This window comes from Streptococcus oralis, from assembly GCF_003942585.1.
GTDB classification, from domain to species: domain Bacteria; phylum Bacillota; class Bacilli; order Lactobacillales; family Streptococcaceae; genus Streptococcus; species Streptococcus oralis_BE.
The window spans coordinates 157,097-180,236 of sequence record NZ_RJNK01000002.1 but is presented as its reverse complement, the minus strand read 5'-3'; the positions used below and the strand labels follow the sequence as shown (position 1 = coordinate 180,236).

Sequence of the window (23,140 nt, the reverse complement as noted above, 5' to 3'; positions counted from 1 at the left end):
GGATAAAATGGCTCAAATTAAAATTACTTTGACTAAGTCTCCAATCGGACGCATTCCATCACAACGTAAAACTGTTGTAGCACTTGGACTTGGCAAATTGAACAGCTCTGTTATCAAAGAAGACAACGCTGCTATCCGTGGTATGATCACTGCAGTATCTCACTTGGTAACAGTTGAAGAAGTAAACTAATGAATTTTTAGGGGATGTGGCAATACTCATCCCCTAAAACTAGATATAGTCATCTAAGATGACGAATGTATAGGCGAGTTGATAAGGGAGACAACCTTTTCTCTCTTATCGGCGCTAGCATTTTACAAAAGAGGAGAAAAAATAATGAAACTTCATGAATTGAAACCTGCAGAAGGTTCTCGTAAAGTACGTAACCGTGTTGGTCGTGGTACTTCATCAGGTAACGGTAAAACATCTGGTCGCGGTCAAAAAGGTCAAAAAGCTCGTAGCGGTGGCGGAGTTCGCCTTGGTTTTGAAGGTGGACAAACTCCATTGTTCCGTCGTCTTCCAAAACGTGGATTCACTAACATCAACGCTAAAGAATACGCAATTGTAAATCTTGATCAATTGAACGTTTTTGAAGATGGTACTGAAGTTACTCCAGTTGTTCTTATCGAAGCAGGAATTGTAAAGGCTGAAAAATCAGGCGTTAAAATTCTTGGTAACGGTGAGTTGACTAAGAAGTTGACTGTGAAAGCAGCTAAATTCTCAAAAACAGCTGAAGAAGCTATCACTGCTAAAGGTGGTTCAGTAGAAGTCATCTAGAGAGGTGACCTATGTTTTTTAAATTATTAAAAGAGGCCCTCAAGGTTAAGAAAGTAAGATCAAAAATTCTCTTTACGATTTTTATCATACTTGTCTTCCGTATTGGGACTAGTATTACTGTACCAGGTGTGAATGCAAAAAGTCTGGAAGCTTTGAGTGGATTATCCTTCTTGAACATGCTTAGTTTAGTTTCAGGGAATGCCATGAAGAACTTCTCGGTTTTTGCACTCGGTGTGAGTCCGTATATCACAGCTTCCATCGTTGTTCAATTGCTACAAATGGATATTGTTCCAAAGTTTGTAGAGTGGGGCAAGCAGGGAGAAGTAGGACGGAGAAAGATAAACCAGGCTACTCGTTATATTGCGCTTGTACTTGCGTTTGTGCAATCAATCGGAATCACTGCTGGTTTTAACACTCTATCTGGTGCAAAATTATTAACGACAGATCTAACACCTCAAGTCTTTGTTACGATTGGTATTATCCTGACTGCAGGTACTATGATTGTTACTTGGCTCGGGGAGCAAATCACTGATAAGGGATATGGTAACGGGGTGTCTATGATTATCTTTGCTGGGATTGTGGCTTCAATTCCAGAGATGATTCATGGCATCTACGTGGACTATTTTGTCAATATTCCAAGTGATCGGTTGACGTCATCTATTATATTTGTCGTTATTCTCATTATAGCTGTTTTGTTGATTGTTTACTTTACAACATATGTACAACAGGCAGAATATAAAATTCCGATCCAATATACAAAAGTTGCTCAAGGTGCTCCATCCAGTTCTTACCTTCCTTTGAAGGTCAATCCTGCTGGTGTTATCCCAGTTATCTTTGCAAGTTCGATTACGGCAGCTCCTGCGGCTATTCTTCAGTTTGTCAGCGCTATGGGGCTTGATTGGACTTGGGTACGTACAGCACAAGAAATGCTTGCGACAACATCTCCAACAGGTGTTGCCATGTATGCACTGCTGATTATTCTCTTTACATTCTTCTATACATTTGTACAGATCAATCCAGAGAAAGCAGCAGAAAACTTGCAAAAGAGTGGAGCCTATATCCACGGTGTCCGTCCAGGTAAAGGAACGGAAGAGTTTATGTCAAAACTTCTTCGTCGCCTTGCAACTGTCGGCTCCCTTTTCCTTGGTGTGATTTCAATCTTGCCGATTGTAGCAAAAGATGTCTTTGGACTCTCAGAAGCGGTTGCTTTTGGGGGAACTAGTCTTTTGATCATTATTTCGACAGGTATCGAAGGAATCAAACAGCTAGAAGGTTACCTATTGAAACGTAAGTATGTTGGTTTCATGGACAAAACAGAATAAAAGCAAGACTATTTTTGCTTAGAGAGTGGAGTATGAAGGTCTACCTAGAAAGATAGATTTTCATCTCCCCTCTTCTATTTTGTTTTTAAATAGGAGTTAAAAAGTTATTTTGCTTCTATTTAAATACAAAATAAGGAGATCAGATCATGAATCTTTTGATTATGGGCTTGCCTGGTGCAGGTAAGGGAACGCAAGCAGCTAAAATTGTGGAACAATTCCACGTGGCACACATTTCAACTGGGGATATGTTCCGTGCTGCTATGGCAAATCAAACTGAAATGGGTGTGCTTGCAAAGTCATACATCGACAAAGGTGAGTTGGTTCCAGATGAAGTTACAAATGGTATTGTTAAAGAACGCCTTTCACAGGACGACATCAAAGAAACAGGTTTCTTGTTGGATGGTTACCCACGTACGATTGAACAAGCGCATGCCTTGGACAAAACATTGGCTGAACTTGGTATCGAACTAGAAGGTGTGATCAATATCGAAGTGAACCCAGATTGTCTCTTGGAACGTTTGAGTGGCCGTATCATCCACCGCGAAACAGGCGAAACCTTCCACAAAGTTTTCAACCCACCAGTTGACTACAAAGAAGAAGATTACTACCAACGCGAAGATGACAAACCCGAGACAGTTAAGCGTCGTTTGGATGTCAATATCGCCCAAGGTGAACCAATCATTGCTCACTACCGTGCCAAAGGTTTGGTTCACGATATCGAAGGAAATCAAGATATCAATGATGTGTTCAAAGACATCGAAAAAGTATTGACAAATTTGAAATAAAGCGTTTTTCACACTTGCAAAAAATCGCCACAAATGTTATACTGAGATAGTCTGACTTATAATTGTTGTCTCTGTGTCTAGAGGCATCAAATCGAAATTTATGGAGGTGCTTTTGCGTGGCAAAAGACGATGTGATTGAAGTTGAAGGCAAAGTAGTCGATACAATGCCTAACGCAATGTTTACGGTTGAACTTGAAAATGGACATCAGATTTTAGCAACAGTTTCTGGTAAAATTCGTAAAAACTATATTCGTATTTTAGCGGGAGATCGTGTTACTGTCGAGATGAGTCCATATGACTTGACACGTGGACGTATCACTTACCGCTTTAAATAATCGAAAAACTTGGAGGGATAAGAAATGAAAGTAAGACCATCGGTCAAACCAATTTGCGAATACTGTAAAGTAATTCGTCGTAATGGTCGTGTTATGGTAATTTGCCCAGCAAATCCAAAACACAAACAACGTCAAGGATAAGATAGAAAGGAGAAAACATGGCTCGTATTGCTGGAGTTGACATTCCAAATGACAAACGTGTAGTAATCTCATTGACTTACGTTTATGGTATCGGACTTGCAACATCTAAGAAAATTTTGGCTGCTGCTGGAATCTCAGAAGATGTTCGTGTACGTGACCTTACATCAGATCAAGAAGATGCTATCCGTCGTGAAGTGGATGCAATCAAAGTTGAAGGTGACCTTCGTCGTGAAGTAAACTTGAACATCAAACGTTTGATGGAAATCGGTTCTTACCGTGGTATTCGTCACCGTCGTGGACTTCCTGTCCGTGGACAAAACACTAAAAACAATGCTCGCACTCGTAAAGGTAAAGCTGTTGCGATTGCTGGTAAGAAAAAATAATATAGGAGGTAAAAGTCTTGGCTAAACCAACACGTAAACGTCGTGTGAAAAAGAATATCGAATCTGGTATTGCTCATATTCACGCTACATTTAATAACACTATTGTTATGATTACTGATGTGCATGGTAATGCAATTGCTTGGTCATCAGCTGGTGCTCTTGGTTTCAAAGGTTCTCGTAAATCTACACCATTCGCTGCTCAAATGGCTTCTGAAGCTGCTGCTAAATCTGCACAAGAACACGGTCTTAAATCAGTTGAAGTTACTGTAAAAGGTCCAGGTTCTGGTCGTGAGTCAGCTATTCGTGCGCTTGCTGCCGCTGGTCTTGAAGTAACAGCAATTCGTGATGTGACTCCAGTGCCACACAATGGTGCTCGTCCTCCAAAACGTCGCCGTGTATAATCATTGCATTACACTGCTTTTCGTTTAAGAGGGAGTAACTAAATGATCGAGTTTGAAAAACCAAATATAACAAAAATTGATGAAAATAAAGATTATGGCAAGTTTGTAATCGAACCACTTGAACGTGGCTACGGTACAACTCTTGGTAACTCTCTTCGTCGTGTACTACTAGCTTCTCTACCAGGAGCAGCAGTGACATCTATCAACATTGAAGGTGTCTTGCATGAGTTTGACACAGTTCCAGGTGTTCGTGAAGACGTGATGCAAATCATTCTGAACATTAAAGGGATTGCAGTGAAATCATACGTTGAAGATGAAAAAATCATTGAACTTGACGTTGAAGGCCCTGCTGAAATTACAGCTGGAGATATTTTGACTGACAGTGATATTGAGATTGTAAATCCAGATCATTATCTCTTTACAATCGGTGAAGGTTCTTCTCTAAAAGCGACAATGACTGTTAACAGTGGTCGTGGATATGTACCTGCTGATGAAAACAAAAAAGATAATGCACCAGTTGGAACACTTGCTGTAGATTCTATTTATACACCAGTTACAAAAGTCAACTATCAGGTTGAACCTGCTCGTGTAGGTAGCAATGATGGTTTTGACAAATTAACCCTTGAAATCTTGACTAATGGAACAATTATTCCAGAAGATGCTTTAGGGCTTTCAGCACGTATCTTGACAGAACATCTTGATTTGTTTACAAATCTTACAGAGATTGCTAAATCTGCAGAAGTGATGAAAGAAGCTGATACTGAATCTGATGATCGTATTTTGGATCGGACGATTGAGGAACTGGACTTGTCTGTGCGTTCATACAACTGTTTGAAACGTGCCGGTATCAACACTGTGCATGATTTGACAGAAAAATCTGAAGCAGAGATGATGAAAGTACGAAATCTTGGACGCAAGAGTTTGGAAGAAGTGAAACTCAAACTCATTGACTTGGGTCTTGGATTAAAAGATAAATAAAGGAGGAATACATGGCTTACCGTAAACTAGGACGCACTAGCTCACAACGTAAAGCAATGCTTCGCGATTTGACAACTGACCTTTTGATCAACGAATCAATCGTGACAACTGAAGCTCGTGCTAAAGAAATCCGTAAAACTGTTGAAAAAATGATTACTCTAGGTAAACGTGGTGATTTGCATGCACGTCGTCAAGCAGCTGCTTTCGTACGTAATGAAATCGCATCTGAAAACTATGATGAAGCAACTGATAAGTACACTTCTACTACAGCACTTCAAAAATTGTTCTCAGAAATCGCACCTCGTTATGCTGAACGTAACGGTGGATACACTCGTATCCTTAAAACTGAACCACGTCGTGGTGATGCAGCGCCAATGGCGATCATCGAATTAGTATAAAATCATCAATTTTGTTGAGTGTTATGATGATGGAGTCTTGTGCTCTTAGTCTAGCTCTGGTCTACCGCTGGGACTTCGGTCCTAGCGGGAACACTCATCATCATTTGATAGGGTAGACGCTTGTTTACGAAATTGTTTTTTGTTTAAGAACAACTTCGTAAGCAGGCGTTTTTTAGTATTTTCTATGGAAATGTGCTATACTAGGAAAAAAGAAAATCAAAAACGTTCAGGTTTTCTAAAAATCGTAGAAATGGGGTATAAGGATGAAGGCTATTATTACAGTGGTTGGCAAGGACAAGGCTGGTATTGTTGCAGGCGTGTCTACTAAGATTGCAGAGTTGGGTTTGAATATTGACGATATTTCTCAGACTGTGTTGGATGAATACTTTACCATGATGGCGGTCGTATCAAGTGATGAAAAACAAGATTTTACCTCTCTCAGAAATGAGTTTGAAACTTTCGGTCAGACCTTGAATGTTAAAATCAATATTCAAAGTGCGGCGATTTTTGACGCTATGTATAATATCTAGGAGGTGGCTATGGATATTAGACAAGTTACAGAAACCATTGCCATGATCGAGGAGCAGAACTTCGATATCAGAACCATCACCATGGGGATTTCCCTTTTGGACTGTATTGATCCAGATATTGAACGTGCTGCTGAAAAGATTTACCAAAAAATCACCACTAAAGCTGCAAATCTAGTGGCTGTGGGAGATGAAATTGCTGCAGAACTTGGAATTCCTATTGTTAATAAACGGGTATCGGTGACTCCGATTTCTTTGATTGGTGCTGCGACTGATGCGACGGACTATGTCGTTTTGGCAAAGGCACTTGATAAGGCAGCTAAGGAGATTGGTGTTGACTTTATTGGTGGATTTTCTGCCTTGGTACAAAAGGGTTATCAAAAAGGAGATGAGATTCTCATCAATTCTATCCCCCGCGCTCTAGCTGAGACGGACAAGGTTTGTTCGTCCGTCAATATCGGCTCAACCAAGTCAGGCATCAACATGACTGCGGTTGCAGATATGGGACGCATCATCAAGGAAACAGCTACGCTATCAGATATGGGTGCGGCCAAGTTGGTTGTATTTGCTAATGCTGTTGAGGATAATCCTTTTATGGCGGGAGCCTTCCACGGTGTCGGTGAAGCAGATGTTATCATCAATGTCGGTGTTTCTGGCCCGGGAGTTGTCAAGCGTGCCTTGGAAAAAGTTCGTGGACAGAGCTTTGATGTAGTGGCTGAAACAGTCAAGAAAACAGCCTTTAAGATTACTCGTATCGGTCAATTAGTTGGTCAGATGGCTAGCGAGAGACTTGGTGTTGACTTTGGAATTGTCGACCTAAGTTTGGCACCTACTCCTGCGGTTGGTGATTCTGTGGCACGTGTCCTTGAGGAAATGGGTCTAGAAACAGTTGGTACGCATGGAACGACGGCTGCCCTCGCTCTTTTGAATGACCAAGTTAAGAAGGGCGGAGTGATGGCTTGTAACCAGGTCGGTGGCTTGTCAGGTGCTTTTATTCCCGTTTCTGAAGATGAGGGTATGATTGCTGCGGTACAAAATGGCTCTCTGAATTTAGAGAAACTAGAAGCCATGACGGCTATCTGTTCTGTTGGGCTGGATATGATTGCCATTCCAGAAGATACGCCTGCTGAAACCATTGCGGCTATGATTGCGGATGAGGCGGCAATTGGTGTTATTAACATGAAAACAACGGCCGTCCGTATCATTCCAAAGGGCAAAGAAGGCGATATGATTGAGTTTGGTGGCTTGCTAGGAACAGCTCCAGTTATGAAAGTCAATGGAGCTTCGTCTGTCGATTTCATCTCTCGCGGTGGGCAAATCCCAGCTCCAATCCATAGTTTTAAAAATTAATAAAAAAGAGAGAGGATTTAAGTTGAGTTTAAGGATGACTGTGTATACTATAATCATTAAATAAAGATCTCCTAACTTTATTTAATTAGAATCCTAAACTTTTTCATAATAATCTCCTAGGAAAGCTACCGTTAGGGTAGCTTTTCTTGTGGGAAAATTACGAGAGCGGACTTTACTGTTGAAAGCCGAATATTTCTTTGTTCCATGATATAATAGAAGAAAATGGAGGATAGAAAATGTCTAAAGTAAGATTGTACTTGATCCGTCATGGTAAAACGATGTTTAACACGATTGGACGTGCTCAAGGATGGAGTGATACACCTCTGACAACAGAAGGTGAGTTGGGAATCCATGAACTGGGAATTGGCTTGAGAGAGTCTGGTTTGCAGTTTGACCGCGCTTATTCCAGTGATTCAGGGCGCACCATTCAAACTATGGGAATTATCCTAGAAGAACTTGGCTTGCAGGGGAAAATCCCTTACCGCATGGACAAGCGAATCCGTGAGTGGTGTTTTGGTAGTTTTGATGGGGCCTATGATGGGGACCTCTTTATGGGGTTGATTCCGAGAATTTTCAATGTAGACCATGTTCATCAGTTGTCCTATGCAGAGCTAGCAGAAGGTCTAGTTGAGGTTGATACTGCAGGCTGGGCAGAAGGTTGGGAAAAACTCAGTGGTCGAATCAAGGAAGGTTTTGAAACGATTGCCAAAGAAATGGAAGAGCAAGGTGGGGGAAATGCCCTCGTTGTCAGCCATGGAATGACGATTGGAACCATTGTTTATCTGATCAATGGTATGCATCCGCATGGTCTGGATAATGGTAGCGTGACGATTCTTGAATATGAGAACGGTCAGTTTACGGTCCAAGTCGTTGGCGATCGTAGCTATCGGGAGCTGGGACGTGAGAAGATGGAAGAAAATAAGCATTGATAGAAGATAGCTCCTCAGAGGAGCTAATTTTTTTATTCAGCTAAGTAAGAGTGCTTTTAGAGCCAATCTTTCTTGATAAGGAGGGGAAAAGATTCTTTCTCGTCTTTCAAATTCCCTCAAAAATGGTATAATAGTAACATCATAAAATTGGAGAAATAGCATGAGTTTTTACAATCATAAGGAAATTGAGCCTAAGTGGCAGGGCTATTGGGCTCAACATCATACATTTAAGACAGGAACAGATGCATCAAAACCGAAGTTTTATGCTCTCGATATGTTCCCATATCCTTCAGGAGCTGGATTGCACGTAGGACACCCAGAAGGTTACACAGCGACAGATATCCTCAGCCGCTACAAGCGCGCGCAAGGCTATAATGTCCTTCACCCAATGGGTTGGGATGCCTTTGGTTTGCCTGCAGAGCAATACGCCATGGATACGGGGAATGACCCAGCAGAATTTACAGCGGAAAATATTGCTAACTTCAAACGCCAAATCAATGCGCTTGGATTTTCTTATGACTGGGACCGTGAAGTCAACACAACAGATCCAAACTACTACAAGTGGACGCAATGGATCTTCACTAAGCTCTACGAAAAAGGCTTGGCCTATGAAGCTGAAGTGCCAGTAAACTGGGTGGAAGAATTGGGGACGGCCATTGCCAACGAAGAAGTGCTTCCTGACGGAACTTCTGAGCGTGGAGGATATCCAGTTGTTCGCAAACCAATGCGTCAATGGATGCTTAAAATCACGGCCTATGCAGAGCGCTTGCTTAATGACTTGGATGAGTTGGACTGGCCGGAGTCTATCAAGGACATGCAACGCAACTGGATCGGTAAATCAACTGGTGCCAATGTAACTTTCAAAGTGAAAGGGACTGACAAGGAATTCACCGTCTTTACTACTCGTCCTGATACTCTTTTCGGTGCGACCTTCACAGTCTTGGCTCCTGAGCATGACTTAGTTGACGTTATCACAAGCCCTGAGCAAGCAGAGGCTGTAGCAGACTATAAACACCAAGCTAGCCTCAAGTCAGACTTGGCTCGTACAGACCTTGCTAAGGAAAAAACAGGGGTTTGGACTGGTGCTTATGCCATCAATCCTGTCAATGGCAAGGAAATCCCAATCTGGATTGCAGACTATGTTCTTGCTAGCTATGGGACAGGTGCTGTTATGGCTGTGCCTGCCCATGACCAACGTGACTGGGAATTTGCTAAACAATTTGACCTTCCAATCGTAGAAGTGCTTGAAGGTGGAAATGTAGCAGAAGCTGCCTACACAGAAGATGGTCTTCATGTCAATTCGGATTTCCTAGATGGCCTTAACAAAGAAGATGCGGTTGCTAAGATTGTCGCTTGGCTGGAAGAAAAAGGCTGTGGTCAAGAGAAGGTGACTTACCGTCTCCGCGACTGGCTCTTTAGCCGTCAACGTTACTGGGGTGAGCCAATCCCTATTATTCATTGGGAAGATGGAACTTCAACAGCTGTCCCTGAAAATGAATTGCCACTTGTCTTGCCTGTAACCAAGGACATTCGCCCTTCAGGTACAGGGGAAAGCCCATTGGCTAACTTGACAGACTGGCTTGAAGTGACGCGTGAAGATGGTGTCAAAGGTCGTCGTGAGACCAATACCATGCCACAATGGGCTGGTTCAAGCTGGTACTATCTCCGCTATATCGACCCACACAACACAGAAAAATTAGCTGACGAGGATCTCCTTAAACAATGGTTGCCAGTGGATATCTACGTGGGTGGTGCAGAACATGCCGTGCTTCACTTGCTTTACGCTCGTTTCTGGCACAAATTCCTCTATGATATTGGTGTTGTTCCGACGAAAGAGCCATTCCAAAAACTCTTTAACCAAGGAATGATTTTGGGAACAAGCTACCGTGACCATCGTGGGGCTCTTGTGGCAACTGACAAGGTTGAAAAACGTGACGGTTCCCTCTTCCATGTGGAAACAGGAGAAGAATTGGAGCAGGCTCCAGCCAAGATGTCTAAATCCCTCAAGAACGTGGTCAACCCAGATGATGTGGTGGAACAATACGGTGCCGATACCCTTCGCGTCTATGAAATGTTCATGGGACCACTTGATGCTTCGATCGCTTGGTCAGAAGAAGGTCTGGAAGGAAGCCGTAAGTTCCTCGACCGTGTTTATCGTTTGATCACAAGCAAGGAAATCGTTGTGGAAAATAGCGGTGCTCTTGACAAAGTTTATAACGAAACAGTCAAAGCTGTCACTGAGCAAATCGAGTCCATGAAATTCAACACAGCCATTGCCCAACTCATGGTCTTCGTCAACGCTGCCAACAAGGAAGACAAACTCTATGTAGACTACGCCAAAGGCTTTATCCAATTGATTGCCCCATTTGCACCTCACTTGGCAGAAGAACTCTGGCAAACAGTCGCAGCAACAGGTGAGTCAATCTCTTACGTAGCTTGGCCAACATGGGACGAAAGCAAATTGGTTGAAGACGAAATTGAAATTGTCGTCCAAATCAAAGGAAAAGTCCGTGCCAAACTCATGGTTGCTAAAGATCTATCACGCGAAGAATTGCAAGAAATTGCTCTTGCTGACGAAAAAGTCAAAGCAGAGATTGACGGCAAGGAAATCGTGAAAGTGATTAGTGTACCTAATAAACTCGTCAATATCGTTGTTAGATAAGAAATGAATCCTTCAGAGTAGAATCTGGAGGATTTTTAAATTGGATTATGCTATAATAGTCCCAACTAAGATAAAAACACAGTTCTGGTTGGTAGTCCAGACGTAGGCAAGCCTATCAGTAACCTTCCTCCTTGGTTGTCCATTCTTAGGGATAGATTTAAGGAGGTGCTGTCATGGAAATCGTTTCAATTGGCTTGACAGTTTATTTTGAAGATGGGTTTTGGCATGGATTGTTTGAACAAGAGTATGAGGGAACTTATCAAGTTTGTCGTGTGACATTTGGTCAGGAACCAAAAGAGGATGAAATTTTGAAACTTTTACAGACTCAGTTTGCTGGGTTATCTTTTAGCCCAGAGGCAACAGTCAAACAACATGTGAAGATTAAGAATCCGAAGCGTCTGCAGCGTGCTGTAAAGAAACAGGTGAAGCAGAAAGTTTCTTCTAAGTCACAAGAGCTTTTACAGTTGCAGTATGAGGAACGAAAAAAGCATTCAAAACAATAGTCCAGTCTCCAAAAGCAATTGTTCAAGCAAGAGAAATTTGAACGCAAACAGCAAAAACGTAGAGAGAAGCACAAGGGGCATTAACTCACTCGTTTCCATATTTGATCATTCCTCCATAAACTGGGGGGATGATTTTTATAAGAGGAGTTTGCATTGTTGAATCGAAATCCAAGTGTTTCCTAAAATTTTCATTGAGATATGTTATACTATATTCAAGGAATGAACAAGGAGAAAAACGATGCCAGTAAACGAATATGGTCAGATGATTGGTGAATCTGTAGTCGGTCACACGTCTGGTAAATTACCTGCTATCGATTTTTTAGAAGGGCGTTATGCTCGGATAGAGGCTCTTTCGGTAGAGAAGCATGCGAAGGATTTACTAGCTGTTTATGGTCCAGATACGCCTCGAGAGATGTGGACCTACCTCTTTCAGGAGCCAGTGGCAAATATGGAGGAACTGGTCAGCCTTTTAAACCAGATGTTGGCTCGTAAGGACCGTTTTTTCTATGCGATTGTAGACAAGGCAACTGGTAAGACTTTAGGAACTTTTTCTCTCATGCGAATTGATCAGAATAACCGAGTAATAGAAGTGGGTGCTGTCACCTTTTCACCAGCACTTAAGGGTACGAGGATAGGGACAGAAGCCCATTATTTACTAGCTCGCTATGTTTTTGAGGAGCTTAACTATCGTCGCTACGAGTGGAAATGTGATGCTCTAAATCTCCCATCAAGACGAGCGGCAGAACGTTTGGGCTTTGTCTATGAAGGGACCTTCCGTCAGGCAGTCGTTTATAAGGGGCGAACTAGAGATACGGATTGGCTGTCTATGATTGATAAGGACTGGCCTCAAGTCAAAGCTCGTTTGGAAGCATGGCTGGCTCCTGAAAATTTTGATAAAAATGGGCGGCAGTACAAGAGCTTGAGAGAACTCTAAAAGGTGATGACATGATTACCGTTAGAAAGCAAGATTTAGTAAATATAAATGATGTTTTGCATCTCTATCAGGCAGTCGGTTGGACAAATTATACACATCAACCCCAGATGCTTGAGCAGGCCTTGTCTCACTCATTAGCAATTTACCTGGCACTTGATGGTGATGCCGTGGTGGGCTTGGTCCGTTTAGTCGGAGATGGTTTTTCATCGATTTTTGTCCAGGATTTGATCGTTTTGCCTAGCTATCAGCGCCAAGGGATTGGTAGAGACTTGATGAAAGAGGCTTTAGAGGATTTTAAAGATGCCTATCAAGTCCAACTAGTGACCGAACAGACAGAAAAAAATTTGGAATTCTACTGTTCACTGGGTTTTGAAACCTTATCTACTTATGATTGTACGGGAATGATTTGGGTGGATCGAAAAAAATAAAAATAATTATTTTTCTTAAGTAAAGTTTAAGTCTCCTCGTGTATTATATAGTTATTAGATAAAGACCTCCTAACTTTATTTAATGAAATCCTAAACTTTTCTTTTTCATCATAATCTCCTAAAGAAGTCACCCAATCAGGTGGCTTTTTTGTTGCTTGAGAAAGGAAATTTCATTTGGAAAAAATTTTTCTAAAAAAATGATAAATCAGAAAAAAGTTAAGGTAATTTTAAGTCTCCTCGTGTATCATATAGTCATTAAGTAAAGACCTCCTAACTTTATTTAATGAAATCCTAATCCTTTCTTTTTCATAATAATCTCCCTAAAGAGGCCACCCAATCAGGTGGCTTTTTTGTTTGTGGCTTGGATTTTTGCTATAATAGGAACATGAGTAGAATTTTAGATAATGAGATAATGGGGGATGAGGAGTTAGTTGAACGTACGCTCCGTCCTCAATACTTACGTGAATATATCGGGCAGGATAAGGTTAAGGACCAGCTCCAAATCTTTATCGAGGCTGCCAAAATGCGTGATGAAGCGCTGGACCATGTTCTTTTGTTTGGCCCTCCAGGTTTGGGGAAAACAACCATGGCCTTTGTCATTGCTAATGAACTAGGAGTCAATCTCAAGCAAACGTCTGGCCCTGTCATTGAAAAAGCGGGTGATCTGGTAGCGATTTTAAATGATTTGGAGCCTGGGGATGTCCTCTTTATTGATGAGATTCATCGCTTGCCCATGTCGGTGGAAGAGGTGCTTTATAGTGCCATGGAGGACTTCTACATTGATATCATGATTGGAGCTGGTGAAGGCAGTCGCAGTGTCCATTTAGACTTGCCACCTTTTACCTTGATTGGTGCGACGACCCGTGCGGGTATGCTTTCTAATCCTTTGAGAGCGCGTTTCGGGATTACGGGTCATATGGAATACTACGCCCACGCTGACTTGACGGAAATTGTTGAGCGGACGGCCGATATTTTTGAGATGGAAATCACCCATGAGGCGGCTGCTGAGCTGGCCTTACGCAGTCGAGGAACTCCCCGTATCGCCAATCGTCTCCTCAAGCGCGTGCGCGACTTTGCCCAGATAATGGGGGATGGTTTAATCGATGATGTCATTACGGATAAGGCCTTGACCATGCTGGACGTAGACCATGAAGGATTGGACTATGTGGATCAAAAAATCCTCCGGACCATGATTGAGATGTACGGTGGTGGTCCTGTCGGATTAGGAACTCTTTCTGTTAATATTGCCGAGGAGCGTGAGACGGTTGAAGACATGTACGAACCCTACCTGATCCAGAAAGGCTTTATCATGCGGACACGGTCTGGACGGGTGGCGACAGCCAAGGCCTACGAGCATTTGGGCTATGAGTATAATGAAAAATAAACAAGAAATCCTAGATAGTGTTAGAGAAAATCCTGATATGATGGCTATTTTAACCATCATCCGAGACCTTGGTTTGAAAGACTCGTGGTTGGCAGCAGGTTCTGTCAGAAATTTCATCTGGAATCTCTTGTCAGACAAATCACCTTTTGACTGTGAAACAGATGTGGATGTGATTTTCTTTGATCCAGCTATCTCTTATGAAGATACGTTGGGCATAGAGAGCAAGCTGAAAGAGGATTTTCCCCAGTATCAGTGGGAGTTGAAAAATCAGGTCTATATGCACCTTCACAGTCCCCACACTGCACCCTACACGAGTTCTCGTGATGCTATGAGTAAGTATCCCGAGCGTTGCACGGCGGTAGGCCTTCGCTTGCATGCTGACGCAACTTTAGAGCTCTTTGCCCCCTATGGTTTAGAGGATATTTTAAAGTTTCAAGTTTCCCCGACTCCTCATTTCCTAGATAATGAAGACCGAATGAAACTCTATCAAGATCGGTTGTCCAAGAAAAATTGGCGAGAAAAATGGAAAAATCTGACTTTCTCAAATCTCTAAAAAGAAGCGAGTGACTTGCTCACATAAGAATTCTATATGTGAGCTTGTAGTCATCACAAGATAAACAGAGAAATCTAAAGGTGCAAAAAATTATATACTTAACAGGAACAACTCATTCAATCTATCATAGCTAAAAGATACCGAATTTGTGAGATTGAGTGAGAAAAATATCTACTAGGTCTATCCTTATCGTTCTTGGAAGATAAGAATCAATGAAAATCTTATATAGATTTGTACTTAAAGGATTAAAACTGACAACTAGAAAATTAGTCTTCTTGGATAGTATGCTTGATCAGCATTATTCTAAAATGATGAGATTATTACTTCAAGTAGCTAACTCAAGCTTGAAAATTGGCATATAAACGCTTTTGAAAAGCCGTAAATTATGATACAATGTTTAGAGAAATTACTGAGACGAGGATTTAGAAAACAATGAAAGTACATTTCACAAATTTATTTGGGCAAGCATCAACGAGTGTGGCCTTAATGGCGCAGAACAATGTCATGAAAATTGTTCGAGAGTTTGGAGTTAATGAGCTGGGAATCTATTTTTATGATGCAAGCCATGAACCGTGGGAAGAACTGAACTCGCGGATGGATGGGATTGTCGCGGGGGTATCTTATGGAGATGTCGTTTTTTTCCAATCTCCTTCATGGAATAGTGTTGAATGGGACAATCACTTGATAGAAAAGTTAAAGCTTTCTCATGTAAAAATGGTGATGTTTATCCATGATGTTCAGCCACTAATGTTTGAGAGCAATTATTATCTTATGAAGGCCCACATTGACATGTACAACAAGTGTGATGTGGTGGTAGTACCATCAGAACAAATGTACCAGAAACTCGTTTCAGAGGGATTAACCGTCAAGAACTACGTTGTTCAAAAACTTTGGGATCTTCCCCATGGTTTGGAACTCTATACTCCAAAATTTGAGAAAAAATTAATCTTCTCAGGAGACCCATCTCGTTTTCCACATATTGTTGACTGGAAACACAGTACCCCCCTTCATGTTTATGCTACGAGAGCAGAAGGAGTAGATTATTCCAAAGTCCACCTTGAAGGTTGGCGAACTCAGCAGGAATTATTGTTGGAGTTGTCTAAAGGAGGAGGATTTGGTCTAGTATGGGGAAATTCCGAAAATCCTGCGGAAGAGCGTGACTACTACAAAGAAAATGTTTCTTATAAGTTGACAACTTATCTGGCCGCGGGTATTCCGGTGGTTGTGCCAGACTATCTTTCTAATGCGGACTATATCCGTGAGAAAGGTTTGGGCTTTGTCGTGTCCAGTTTGGAAGAAGCTAGCCGCGTGGTTCAGGAATGTACGACGGAAGAGTATGATCAAATGGTTACAAGAGCAAAATATACAGCTTACTTAATAAAAAATGGTTATTTCACAAAGAAATTGTTTATTGATTCCATGATGCTCTTAGATTAGTCAAAAGTCGGTCATCGGTTTACCACATTCAGATTTAGAAAGGCAAAATTTCAAGTCGAAGTTAGCCACCTGAGATAATTAGTTTTTATATCAACTGTAATGGGTTGATGAAAAAATTCATCTTGGAGGGAACCAATTTGGTTCTCTCCTTTTTGCTAGACGCTTGAAGCTGATTCCCTGTACTTATAAATTTAGACGTAACAAAATATCCCCAAAACTATCTAACTTTTTTGGGGGAGGTCATATATGGAGGGGGAGAGGATTACAAAATCATCACCAAGGTCCCAATCGTAATTAAGATACAGCCAATGATTGTTTTAAACGTCAGGACATCCTGTAGCAAGAAAAAGGCTAAAACGAGTGTAATGACGAGACTAAACTTATCGACAGCAGATACCTCAGTCGCATTACCCATCTGCAAGGCCTTGTAGTAGCAGAGCCAGGAGGCACCTGTTGCCAAACCAGATAGGATGAGAAAGAGCCAACTTTTTCTACTGATGTTGACGATTTCAGTCTGACTATTGGTCAGGAAAACCATAGCCCAAGCCATAAGGATGACGACGACCGTACGAATGGCTGTTGCTAGATTGGACGGAACTCCCTCAATCCCAATCTTGGCTAAAATAGAAGTTAAGGCTGCAAAGACAGCAGATAAAAGTGCGAAGAAAAACCACATGGTAACTACCTCCTCTCTCTATTATAAGTAATCGAATCCTACTTGTCAGTTCTCAAGTGAAATCTTGCTCTGATGGTATTTTAAAAAACTATACCAATTTTTATGCTTGACAAGTGAGAAAAACAAGTATATACTGTTTTTGCTGGTTCTGTAAAAGGAAAATCAGACTATACCAATTTAAGGGGAAAGCACAGCTGGTCTGTGTCGTATATACTATGTGTGGAATTGTTGGTGTTGTTGGAAACACAAATGCAACTGATATTTTGATTCAAGGGCTTGAAAAGCTCGAATACCGTGGCTATGATTCTGCGGGAATTTTTGTTCTAGGTGGTGCTGAAAATCATCTAGTCAAGGCTGTTGGTCGTATCGCAGAATTGTCTGCTAAAACTACCGGTGTTGAGGGAAAAACTGGTATCGGACATACGCGTTGGGCGACTCATGGTAAACCAACCGAGGACAACGCTCACCCACATCGCTCTGAGACTGGACGTTTTGTCTTGGTGCACAATGGGGTGATTGAAAACTACCTTGAAATCAAGGAAGAATACCTTGCAGGTCACCACTTCAAGGGGCAAACAGATACGGAAATCGCCGTTCACTTGATTGGAAAATTTGCAGAAGAAGATGATCTCTCAGTGCTTGAAGCCTTCAAAAAAGCTCTTCACATCATCCGTGGTTCTTATGCCTTTGCCTTGATTGACTCTGAAAATCCAGATGTCATCTATGTAGCGAAGAACAAATCACCACTTTTGATTGGTCTTGGAAATGGCTACAATATGGTCTGCTCAGATGCCATGGCTATGATTCGTGAGACCAACCAATACATGGAAATCCATGACCAAGAGTTGGTAATCGTCAAGGCTGATAGCGTTGAAGTTCAAGACTATGATGGCAATCGCCGTGAACGTGCTAGCTACACTGCGGAGCTTGACTTGTCAGATATCGGTAAGGGAACTTACCCTTACTACATGCTCAAGGAAATTGATGAGCAACCAACTGTTATGCGTAAACTCATCCAAGCCTATACAGATGATGCTGGTCAAGTTGTTGTAGATCCAGCTATCATCAAGGCTGTTCAAGACGCTGACCGCATCTACATTCTAGCAGCTGGAACTTCTTACCATGCAGGATTTGCTTCTAAGAAGATGCTGGAAGAATTGACGGATACACCAGTGGAACTTGGAATCTCATCTGAGTGGGGCTATGGTATGCCACTTCTCAGCAAGAAACCACTCTTCATCTTTATCAGCCAGTCTGGTGAAACAGCTGACAGCCGTCAAGTTTTGGTCAAGGCCAATGAAATGGGCATCTCAAGCTTGACAGTGACAAACGTGCCAGGTTCAACTCTTTCACGTGAAGCCAACCATACCATGCTTCTTCACGCGGGTCCTGAAATCGCCGTGGCATCAACCAAGGCCTACACAGCACAAATCGCAGCTCTTGCCTTCCTTGCAAAAGCAGTCGGAGAAGCAAACGGCAATGCCAAAGCCCAAGCCTTTGATCTGATTCGTGAGCTGTCTATCGTAGCCCAGTCTATCGAATCAACCCTTTCTGAGAAAGAAACCATTGATGCCAAGGTTCGAGACCTTCTCGAAACAACTCGTAATGCCTTTTACATCGGACGTGGGCAAGACTACTATGTAGCCATGGAAGCTAGTCTCAAACTCAAAGAGATTTCTTACATCCAATGTGAAGGTTTTGCGGCAGGAGAACTCAAGCACGGAACCATTGCCTTGATTGAAGAAGGAACGCCTGTTTTGGCCCTCTTGTCAGATCCAGTCCTTGCCAACCATACTCGTGGAAATATCCAAGAAGTCGCAGCCCGTGGTGCCAAGGTTCTCACCATCGCAGAAGAAAATGTTGCTAAAGATACAGATGATATCGTCCTTACGACCGTCCACCCTTACCTCTCACCAATCTCAATGGTCGTACCAACGCAATTGGTTGCTTACTTTGCAACACTTCACCGTGGCCTCGATGTGGACAAACCGCGTAACCTTGCCAAGTCAGTAACAGTAGAATAAACTGAGAAAGTCTAGTCTGCCATAAGTAGGGTATAATGTAAATATATAACAAATCGGAATTTATAGGGATTTGTATTGAAAAACACATTTGCAACTGCAAGTTGACATATTTCTATATTTTAATGGTGGCTATGCAACCAGCGAAATTGTTATGATTGTATCATAAAAGAAAGGAGTGTTGTCAAATGAACATGGCAGACAGAATACAATATTTAAGAAAAACTAAAGGAATATCACAAGAAGAACTTGCTGATAAGGTAGGTGTTTCAAGACAAGCTGTTTCAAAATGGGAAAGTGAACAAAGTACACCTGAGTTAGAAAAAGTAATTATAATGAGTGATTATTTTGGTGTTACTACAGATCATATTTTAAAAGGAATTGAACCCGTAGTAGATAAAGAACAAAAAAATAGAGAATTTGCTAGCAAGGTACTTTATATCTCATCAACAGCCTTTATTGCTATTGGATTGTTTTGTGCATTTGCTGAATGGTATGAAAAACAAACAATGGAAGCTATTTTGGGGGCAATAATTATTCAAGTGGTAGGAATTGTTGGATATTTTATCGCAAGAATATTATCGGAAGAAAAAGCACCGTTTTATGTGAATTGGCTTAATATAATTGGAATTGCTTTTATGCCTACTTCTATGGCTACTGGTTTTATTTCATTTTTGATTTTCAAACAGGGGTGGGTTGCGCCATATTCTATAGGAATATTTCACACTTTGAATTTTATATTAGTTCTATTTGTGATTTTGATTACAAGTTATATTATTTTAAAAAAACAGATAAAATAGCATTTTCTCACCCTTATATTGTATACTCTAAGAAGAAGAAAATGAAAAAGAAAAAAAATATTATTGCTATGCTGATTGGCATCGTCTTATCTGGTTCTTTCTTGATACGAACGGTCTTGATCCATCAGGCGAGACAAGCGAAAAAGCAAAACATGGAACGGATTGCTGCTGTGCAAGAGACGGTTCAGTCTCAAGATCAAAAGAAAGCTGAAGAGCAGAGAGAACAATTTAAAAAGGCATTTGATGGTGTAGATAAAACTTCCATTCTAATGAAAAACTATGATAGCCACACACCGATTAATGGGGACTACAGTTTTGGTACAAAGGATGGCGTGTACTACCTAGTAGAATTAAAAACAGGTGAGAAAGTAGCTCTGGAAGGTGTGGACAAGGCCTTTCCATTGTCGATCAAAAACGAGGACGAAAATAGCACGGAGCTTGCACTGGTTGTCCGCAAAGATCAAGCCTGGTATATGATTGATACAAAGGGCGAGACGATTTACACTTTTGAACAAACAGAATTGACAGAAAACTCGAAATTGACTTTGAAAGATAATAAACTACAGGTAGAATAAACTAAAAAAGTCTAGGACAAAAGTCTAACCTTAAATATAAAAAGCGAACAAAACGAGTTATCTGACACTCAGAATTCTGTCTTGTTCGCTTTTTTTTTTCTAATCTATCGATTTTAAAAATTAATAAAAAAGAATTCCTAAAATCAAAATCTTTTTGTCTCAGATACTTTTCTAATGAGCGAATGTATTGAAAATAAAACTGTTTAGTGCTATCTTGCCTACTGGGTGAGAATCCGCGTTATTTCAAGAAACTGATCCAAGCTTAGCAAAGGTTTGGAGCGTTTCATGCTCCATCTACCGCTTGGTTCTATGCCACATAACTAGGTTCTGAGAGCTATTGAACTCTATGGCACGCAAGTGGCGCCCAAAGTACGAACTTACTTTGCCATGAAAGAGGGAGTATAAAAAAATCCAATCGGCTTGATAGAAAATCTATATCAGCTCCTTTTTGAAAAATAGATGAAAATAAAGTAAATCTTTGAAAGGCTAGTAACATCAAGCTTTTCAGGGATTTTTTCTTTATAGATATAAAAATTTCCAATCGAGTTGATAGTCAATATATATTGGGAAAAGAGGAAAAGGAGTGGTAAGATGGTTTCAATCCAAATGGAAGGAGAAAGGTATGGCAAGTAAAAGAGATCTAGTCTTTAGAGCGATTCGAGGCGATGAAGTAGAAAGAGTTCCTGTGGGATTTTGGTTTCATTTTGTAACACTCGAAGAAAAGGGGCAGGGGTTAAACAATCCACGTATCTTTCAAAAGAGTGTTGATGGGCATCGCAACTATGTGGAAAGGATTCGTCCTGATTTTGTCAAAATTATGAGCGACGGTTTTTTCCTTTATCCAAGTAATGTCTATAGTCCTAAGATTGCAAGCATTCAGGAGCTGACTTCTATTGAGTCGATTGGTGAGGAACACCCATGGATTCAGCAACAGGTGGAAGTGGTACAAGCGATTCGAGAGACCTTTACCGAAGAGATTGCTTCTTTCTACAATATCTTTTCACCGATCTCCTACCTTAAACGCTGGTTCCGTACAGAAACTTCTCGAGGAGATAGGGAAGTGGCTGATCTATTGCTTGAAAATCCTGAGCAATTCAGAGCGATTCTAGATGTGATTGCAAGAGATGTTGCTATCCTAACTCAGAAAATCATCCAGCAAGGCGGTGTTGACGGAATTTACCTCAGCACCCAGGAAATTCAAGATGAACGCATCACACCAGCACTCTACCAAACCTACATTGAACCGAGCAATATAGCAGTTTTGGAGGCAGCCAATCAGGTTGGTGGGACCAATATCCTCCATATCTGTGGTTTTGAAGGTGCAAGCAATGATGTGACGATATTTAAGGATTATCCAGCTCAAGTGGTCAACTGGGCGACTCATCGTGAGGATGTTAGTTTGACACAGGGTCAGGAGTTGTTTCGAGGCAAGGCCGTTTTAGGTGGATTTGAAAATGGCAAGAAAAGTTTGCTTTATCAAGGTTCCAAGGCGGAATTGCAAGATGAAACAAGGCGGTTGCTGGCTGAAGCTGGTAGTAAAGGCGTTCTTCTGGGAGCTGACTGTACTGTTCCAGATGACTTTGACTTAGAGAGGTTGGACTGGATTCGGAAGGCAGCTGTTCTCTAAAAGGAGGAGCCATGAAAAGTAAAAGATGGGTTATCTTCATTGCAGTTGTTGGTTTGCTGGCCTTGGTCGCCATAAGTGTCGTAAAAAATGGGCACTGCAAAAATGGAGGGAGATGTCGTGGAGTTCAGGATTTTTCCAAGTCCAGTCTCCCCTTTCTACGCTCGAATGATATCGCAAGCAGTTTATTAGTTGAAAAAGTAAGAAATGGAGAATAAGAATGTCAGAAAAAAGAGAATGGGTTTTAAAAGCATTTAGAGGTGAGAAAGTTGATCGTGTGCCAGTAGGCTTTTGGCACCATTTTACATCCGAAGACGAATGGCTACACGGTTTCTCAAATCCAGCCATTATCGAGAAGAATATCGAGGGGCATAAGCGCTTTATCCGAGAAGTTCAGCCGGACTTTATCAAACTCATGAGTGATGGGTACTTTGCTTATCCCAATCCAGCGATTGCCAAAGGAAAATCACTTCAAGAATTGGCGGCCATTCAACCACTCGGACCAGATCACGCTTGGATAAAAGAGCAGGTTGACTTGGTTAAGAAAATCAAGCAAGAGTTCACAGAAGATATCGTTGCGATTTACAATATTTTTGCTCCTGTGACCTATCTCAAGTGGCTACTAGGGGAAGTGTCTGGCGGAGATGACCTCATTGCAGATTTTTTGGTGGAAGATCCTGAAGCCCTTAAGAAGGTGTTGGATGTGATTGCAGAAGATATTGCTAGTCTCAGCCGAGCTGTCATCAAAGAGGCTGGTGCTGACGGAATCTACCTCAGCGTGCAAAGTATCCAAGATCAACGAGTGTCGGCAGCAGATTATCAAGCCGTCATTGCACCTAGCGAGATAACGGTTCTGGAAGCGGCTAGTGCTGTTGGTGGTGTCACTGTTCTTCATATCTGTGGCTACGAGGGAGCACGAAATGATATTCACCTTTTTGCAGACTATCCAGCCCAAGTCTTTAACTGGGCTGTAGGACCAGAGGGAATCACTCTCAAGGAAGGTCGTGAGATTTTCAAGGGACGTACGGTTCTTGGAGGGTTCGAAAATGGCAAGACGGGCTTGCTGTATACTGGTAGCAAGGATGCCATTCAGGCTGAGGCAAAGAAACTAGTTGCAGAAGCTGGGGAACAGGGCTTGGTACTTGGGGCAGATTGTACCATTCCAAGTGATATCGCAGTTGAACGTATCCAGTGGGTGAGAGAAGCGCTTGAAAACTAA

General features: G+C 41.7%; 26 protein-coding genes and 2 pseudogenes. 27 read left to right on the top strand and 1 reads right to left on the bottom strand.

The features are described from left to right. Positions 1 to 7: 7 nt before the first annotated feature. The 20 genes and pseudogenes from rpmD to D8862_RS04330 all read left to right on the top strand — a co-directional run bounded on the left by rpmD (position 8) and on the right by D8862_RS04330 (position 16,225). The gene (gene rpmD, locus D8862_RS04425; protein WP_000057241.1) at positions 8 to 190 is read left to right on the top strand and encodes a 50S ribosomal protein L30; all 183 of its coding nucleotides are present in this window, start codon (positions 8 to 10) and stop codon (positions 188 to 190) included. Between the two features lie 144 nt (positions 191 to 334). After that, positions 335 to 775 carry a 50S ribosomal protein L15 gene (rplO, locus tag D8862_RS04420; RefSeq protein WP_000766092.1) on the top strand — a complete coding sequence of 147 codons (441 nt, stop codon included), beginning with the start codon at positions 335 to 337 and terminating at the stop codon, positions 773 to 775. An 11-nt stretch (positions 776 to 786) separates the two neighbouring features. Then, positions 787 to 2,097 (top strand): preprotein translocase subunit SecY, encoded by a 1,311-nt coding sequence (gene secY / locus D8862_RS04415; RefSeq protein ID WP_000465381.1) that lies wholly within the window; start codon positions 787 to 789, stop codon positions 2,095 to 2,097. A gap of 146 nt (positions 2,098 to 2,243) precedes the next feature. Further along, a complete protein-coding gene (locus tag D8862_RS04410; protein WP_001050433.1) occupies positions 2,244 to 2,882 on the top strand; it encodes an adenylate kinase in 639 nt (212 codons plus the stop codon). 116 nt (positions 2,883 to 2,998) lie between these two features. Next, entirely contained in the window at positions 2,999 to 3,217 is a 219-nt protein-coding gene (gene infA, locus D8862_RS04405; protein WP_001029883.1) for a translation initiation factor IF-1, read from the top strand. Between the two features lie 24 nt (positions 3,218 to 3,241). Then, positions 3,242 to 3,358, top strand: a complete 117-nt coding sequence (gene rpmJ, locus D8862_RS04400; RefSeq protein WP_001808836.1) for a 50S ribosomal protein L36 — start codon at positions 3,242 to 3,244, stop codon at positions 3,356 to 3,358. A 17-nt stretch (positions 3,359 to 3,375) separates the two neighbouring features. Then, a complete protein-coding gene (rpsM, locus tag D8862_RS04395; protein WP_000090781.1) occupies positions 3,376 to 3,741 on the top strand; it encodes a 30S ribosomal protein S13 in 366 nt (121 codons plus the stop codon). A 17-nt stretch (positions 3,742 to 3,758) separates the two neighbouring features. Then, positions 3,759 to 4,142: a 30S ribosomal protein S11 gene (gene rpsK, locus D8862_RS04390; protein WP_001118385.1), complete on the top strand. Its 384-nt coding sequence runs from the start codon at positions 3,759 to 3,761 to the stop codon at positions 4,140 to 4,142. A gap of 42 nt (positions 4,143 to 4,184) precedes the next feature. Next, the gene (locus D8862_RS04385; RefSeq protein ID WP_061853207.1) at positions 4,185 to 5,120 is read left to right on the top strand and encodes a DNA-directed RNA polymerase subunit alpha; all 936 of its coding nucleotides are present in this window, start codon (positions 4,185 to 4,187) and stop codon (positions 5,118 to 5,120) included. A gap of 11 nt (positions 5,121 to 5,131) precedes the next feature. Then, positions 5,132 to 5,518: a 50S ribosomal protein L17 gene (gene rplQ / locus D8862_RS04380; RefSeq protein WP_000331493.1), complete on the top strand. Its 387-nt coding sequence runs from the start codon at positions 5,132 to 5,134 to the stop codon at positions 5,516 to 5,518. A gap of 263 nt (positions 5,519 to 5,781) precedes the next feature. Then, complete coding sequence (locus D8862_RS04375; RefSeq protein ID WP_000644108.1) at positions 5,782 to 6,048, top strand: ACT domain-containing protein; 267 nt, start codon at positions 5,782 to 5,784, stop codon at positions 6,046 to 6,048. 9 nt (positions 6,049 to 6,057) lie between these two features. Continuing rightward, the gene (locus tag D8862_RS04370) at positions 6,058 to 7,395 is read left to right on the top strand and encodes a PFL family protein (protein ID WP_084945732.1); all 1,338 of its coding nucleotides are present in this window, start codon (positions 6,058 to 6,060) and stop codon (positions 7,393 to 7,395) included. Between the two features lie 236 nt (positions 7,396 to 7,631). After that, positions 7,632 to 8,324: a histidine phosphatase family protein gene (locus tag D8862_RS04365; protein ID WP_125448867.1), complete on the top strand. Its 693-nt coding sequence runs from the start codon at positions 7,632 to 7,634 to the stop codon at positions 8,322 to 8,324. 160 nt (positions 8,325 to 8,484) lie between these two features. Continuing rightward, on the top strand, positions 8,485 to 10,986 hold the full coding sequence (gene leuS, locus D8862_RS04360; RefSeq protein ID WP_125448865.1) for a leucine--tRNA ligase: 2,502 nt from the start codon (positions 8,485 to 8,487) through the stop codon (positions 10,984 to 10,986). A gap of 173 nt (positions 10,987 to 11,159) precedes the next feature. Beyond that, positions 11,160 to 11,573 (top strand): annotated as a pseudogene (locus tag D8862_RS04355) (YjdF family protein). Positions 11,574 to 11,727: 154 nt separating this feature from the next. Continuing rightward, positions 11,728 to 12,423 carry a GNAT family N-acetyltransferase gene (locus tag D8862_RS04350; protein WP_125448863.1) on the top strand — a complete coding sequence of 232 codons (696 nt, stop codon included), beginning with the start codon at positions 11,728 to 11,730 and terminating at the stop codon, positions 12,421 to 12,423. Positions 12,424 to 12,434: 11 nt separating this feature from the next. Then, positions 12,435 to 12,851 carry a GNAT family N-acetyltransferase gene (locus tag D8862_RS04345; protein ID WP_125448861.1) on the top strand — a complete coding sequence of 139 codons (417 nt, stop codon included), beginning with the start codon at positions 12,435 to 12,437 and terminating at the stop codon, positions 12,849 to 12,851. Between the two features lie 385 nt (positions 12,852 to 13,236). Beyond that, a complete protein-coding gene (gene ruvB / locus D8862_RS04340; protein ID WP_000086800.1) occupies positions 13,237 to 14,235 on the top strand; it encodes a Holliday junction branch migration DNA helicase RuvB in 999 nt (332 codons plus the stop codon). Then, entirely contained in the window at positions 14,216 to 14,788 is a 573-nt protein-coding gene (locus tag D8862_RS04335) for a nucleotidyltransferase family protein (protein ID WP_125448859.1), read from the top strand. Before ruvB ends, D8862_RS04335 begins: the two co-directional genes overlap by 20 nt. Positions 14,789 to 15,220: 432 nt before the next feature. Further along, a complete protein-coding gene (locus D8862_RS04330; RefSeq protein WP_125448857.1) occupies positions 15,221 to 16,225 on the top strand; it encodes a sugar transferase in 1,005 nt (334 codons plus the stop codon). Between the two features lie 262 nt (positions 16,226 to 16,487). Here D8862_RS04330 and D8862_RS04325 read toward each other — a convergent pair whose 3' ends face one another. After that, entirely contained in the window at positions 16,488 to 16,901 is a 414-nt protein-coding gene (locus tag D8862_RS04325) for an EamA family transporter (protein ID WP_125448855.1), read from the bottom strand. A gap of 215 nt (positions 16,902 to 17,116) precedes the next feature. Between D8862_RS04325 and glmS the strand changes: the two genes are divergently transcribed. The 7 genes and pseudogenes from glmS to D8862_RS04290 all read left to right on the top strand — a co-directional run bounded on the left by glmS (position 17,117) and on the right by D8862_RS04290 (position 23,140). Then, the gene (glmS, locus tag D8862_RS04320) at positions 17,117 to 18,925 is read left to right on the top strand and encodes a glutamine--fructose-6-phosphate transaminase (isomerizing) (RefSeq protein ID WP_125448853.1); all 1,809 of its coding nucleotides are present in this window, start codon (positions 17,117 to 17,119) and stop codon (positions 18,923 to 18,925) included. Between the two features lie 185 nt (positions 18,926 to 19,110). Then, on the top strand, positions 19,111 to 19,722 hold the full coding sequence (locus D8862_RS04315; protein WP_125448851.1) for a helix-turn-helix domain-containing protein: 612 nt from the start codon (positions 19,111 to 19,113) through the stop codon (positions 19,720 to 19,722). 41 nt (positions 19,723 to 19,763) lie between these two features. Beyond that, positions 19,764 to 20,297, top strand: coding sequence for a hypothetical protein (locus tag D8862_RS04310; protein ID WP_125448849.1), 534 nt, complete (start codon positions 19,764 to 19,766; stop codon positions 20,295 to 20,297). Between the two features lie 270 nt (positions 20,298 to 20,567). Next, positions 20,568 to 20,702 (top strand): annotated as a pseudogene (locus D8862_RS04305) (oxidoreductase); the annotation flags it as partial. A 217-nt stretch (positions 20,703 to 20,919) separates the two neighbouring features. Beyond that, positions 20,920 to 21,924, top strand: a complete 1,005-nt coding sequence (locus D8862_RS04300) for a uroporphyrinogen decarboxylase family protein (RefSeq protein ID WP_125448847.1) — start codon at positions 20,920 to 20,922, stop codon at positions 21,922 to 21,924. 11 nt (positions 21,925 to 21,935) lie between these two features. Next, complete coding sequence (locus D8862_RS04295) at positions 21,936 to 22,139, top strand: hypothetical protein (RefSeq protein ID WP_125448845.1); 204 nt, start codon at positions 21,936 to 21,938, stop codon at positions 22,137 to 22,139. Between the two features lie 2 nt (positions 22,140 to 22,141). Further along, a complete protein-coding gene (locus D8862_RS04290) occupies positions 22,142 to 23,140 on the top strand; it encodes a uroporphyrinogen decarboxylase family protein (protein WP_125448843.1) in 999 nt (332 codons plus the stop codon).

What these genes read in the sequence shown, in the direction of transcription:
- rpmD (WP_000057241.1), top strand. Translation starts at nt 8, where the DNA reads ATGGCTCAAATTAAAATTACTTTGACTAAGTCTCCAATCGGACGCATT.
- rplO (WP_000766092.1), top strand. Translation starts at nt 335, where the DNA reads ATGAAACTTCATGAATTGAAACCTGCAGAAGGTTCTCGTAAAGTACGT.
- secY (WP_000465381.1), top strand. Translation starts at nt 787, where the DNA reads ATGTTTTTTAAATTATTAAAAGAGGCCCTCAAGGTTAAGAAAGTAAGA.
- D8862_RS04410 (WP_001050433.1), top strand. Translation starts at nt 2,244, where the DNA reads ATGAATCTTTTGATTATGGGCTTGCCTGGTGCAGGTAAGGGAACGCAA.
- rpmJ (WP_001808836.1), top strand. Translation starts at nt 3,242, where the DNA reads ATGAAAGTAAGACCATCGGTCAAACCAATTTGCGAATACTGTAAAGTA.
- rpsM (WP_000090781.1), top strand. Translation starts at nt 3,376, where the DNA reads ATGGCTCGTATTGCTGGAGTTGACATTCCAAATGACAAACGTGTAGTA.
- D8862_RS04385 (WP_061853207.1), top strand. Translation starts at nt 4,185, where the DNA reads ATGATCGAGTTTGAAAAACCAAATATAACAAAAATTGATGAAAATAAA.
- rplQ (WP_000331493.1), top strand. Translation starts at nt 5,132, where the DNA reads ATGGCTTACCGTAAACTAGGACGCACTAGCTCACAACGTAAAGCAATG.
- D8862_RS04375 (WP_000644108.1), top strand. Translation starts at nt 5,782, where the DNA reads ATGAAGGCTATTATTACAGTGGTTGGCAAGGACAAGGCTGGTATTGTT.
- D8862_RS04370 (WP_084945732.1), top strand. Translation starts at nt 6,058, where the DNA reads ATGGATATTAGACAAGTTACAGAAACCATTGCCATGATCGAGGAGCAG.
- D8862_RS04365 (WP_125448867.1), top strand. Translation starts at nt 7,632, where the DNA reads ATGTCTAAAGTAAGATTGTACTTGATCCGTCATGGTAAAACGATGTTT.
- leuS (WP_125448865.1), top strand. Translation starts at nt 8,485, where the DNA reads ATGAGTTTTTACAATCATAAGGAAATTGAGCCTAAGTGGCAGGGCTAT.
- D8862_RS04350 (WP_125448863.1), top strand. Translation starts at nt 11,728, where the DNA reads ATGCCAGTAAACGAATATGGTCAGATGATTGGTGAATCTGTAGTCGGT.
- D8862_RS04345 (WP_125448861.1), top strand. Translation starts at nt 12,435, where the DNA reads ATGATTACCGTTAGAAAGCAAGATTTAGTAAATATAAATGATGTTTTG.
- ruvB (WP_000086800.1), top strand. Translation starts at nt 13,237, where the DNA reads ATGAGTAGAATTTTAGATAATGAGATAATGGGGGATGAGGAGTTAGTT.
- D8862_RS04335 (WP_125448859.1), top strand. Translation starts at nt 14,216, where the DNA reads ATGAGTATAATGAAAAATAAACAAGAAATCCTAGATAGTGTTAGAGAA.
- D8862_RS04330 (WP_125448857.1), top strand. Translation starts at nt 15,221, where the DNA reads ATGAAAGTACATTTCACAAATTTATTTGGGCAAGCATCAACGAGTGTG.
- D8862_RS04325 (WP_125448855.1), bottom strand. Translation starts at nt 16,901, where the DNA reads ATGTGGTTTTTCTTCGCACTTTTATCTGCTGTCTTTGCAGCCTTAACT.
- glmS (WP_125448853.1), top strand. Translation starts at nt 17,117, where the DNA reads ATGTGTGGAATTGTTGGTGTTGTTGGAAACACAAATGCAACTGATATT.
- D8862_RS04315 (WP_125448851.1), top strand. Translation starts at nt 19,111, where the DNA reads ATGAACATGGCAGACAGAATACAATATTTAAGAAAAACTAAAGGAATA.
- D8862_RS04310 (WP_125448849.1), top strand. Translation starts at nt 19,764, where the DNA reads ATGAAAAAGAAAAAAAATATTATTGCTATGCTGATTGGCATCGTCTTA.
- D8862_RS04300 (WP_125448847.1), top strand. Translation starts at nt 20,920, where the DNA reads ATGGCAAGTAAAAGAGATCTAGTCTTTAGAGCGATTCGAGGCGATGAA.
- D8862_RS04295 (WP_125448845.1), top strand. Translation starts at nt 21,936, where the DNA reads ATGAAAAGTAAAAGATGGGTTATCTTCATTGCAGTTGTTGGTTTGCTG.
- D8862_RS04290 (WP_125448843.1), top strand. Translation starts at nt 22,142, where the DNA reads ATGTCAGAAAAAAGAGAATGGGTTTTAAAAGCATTTAGAGGTGAGAAA.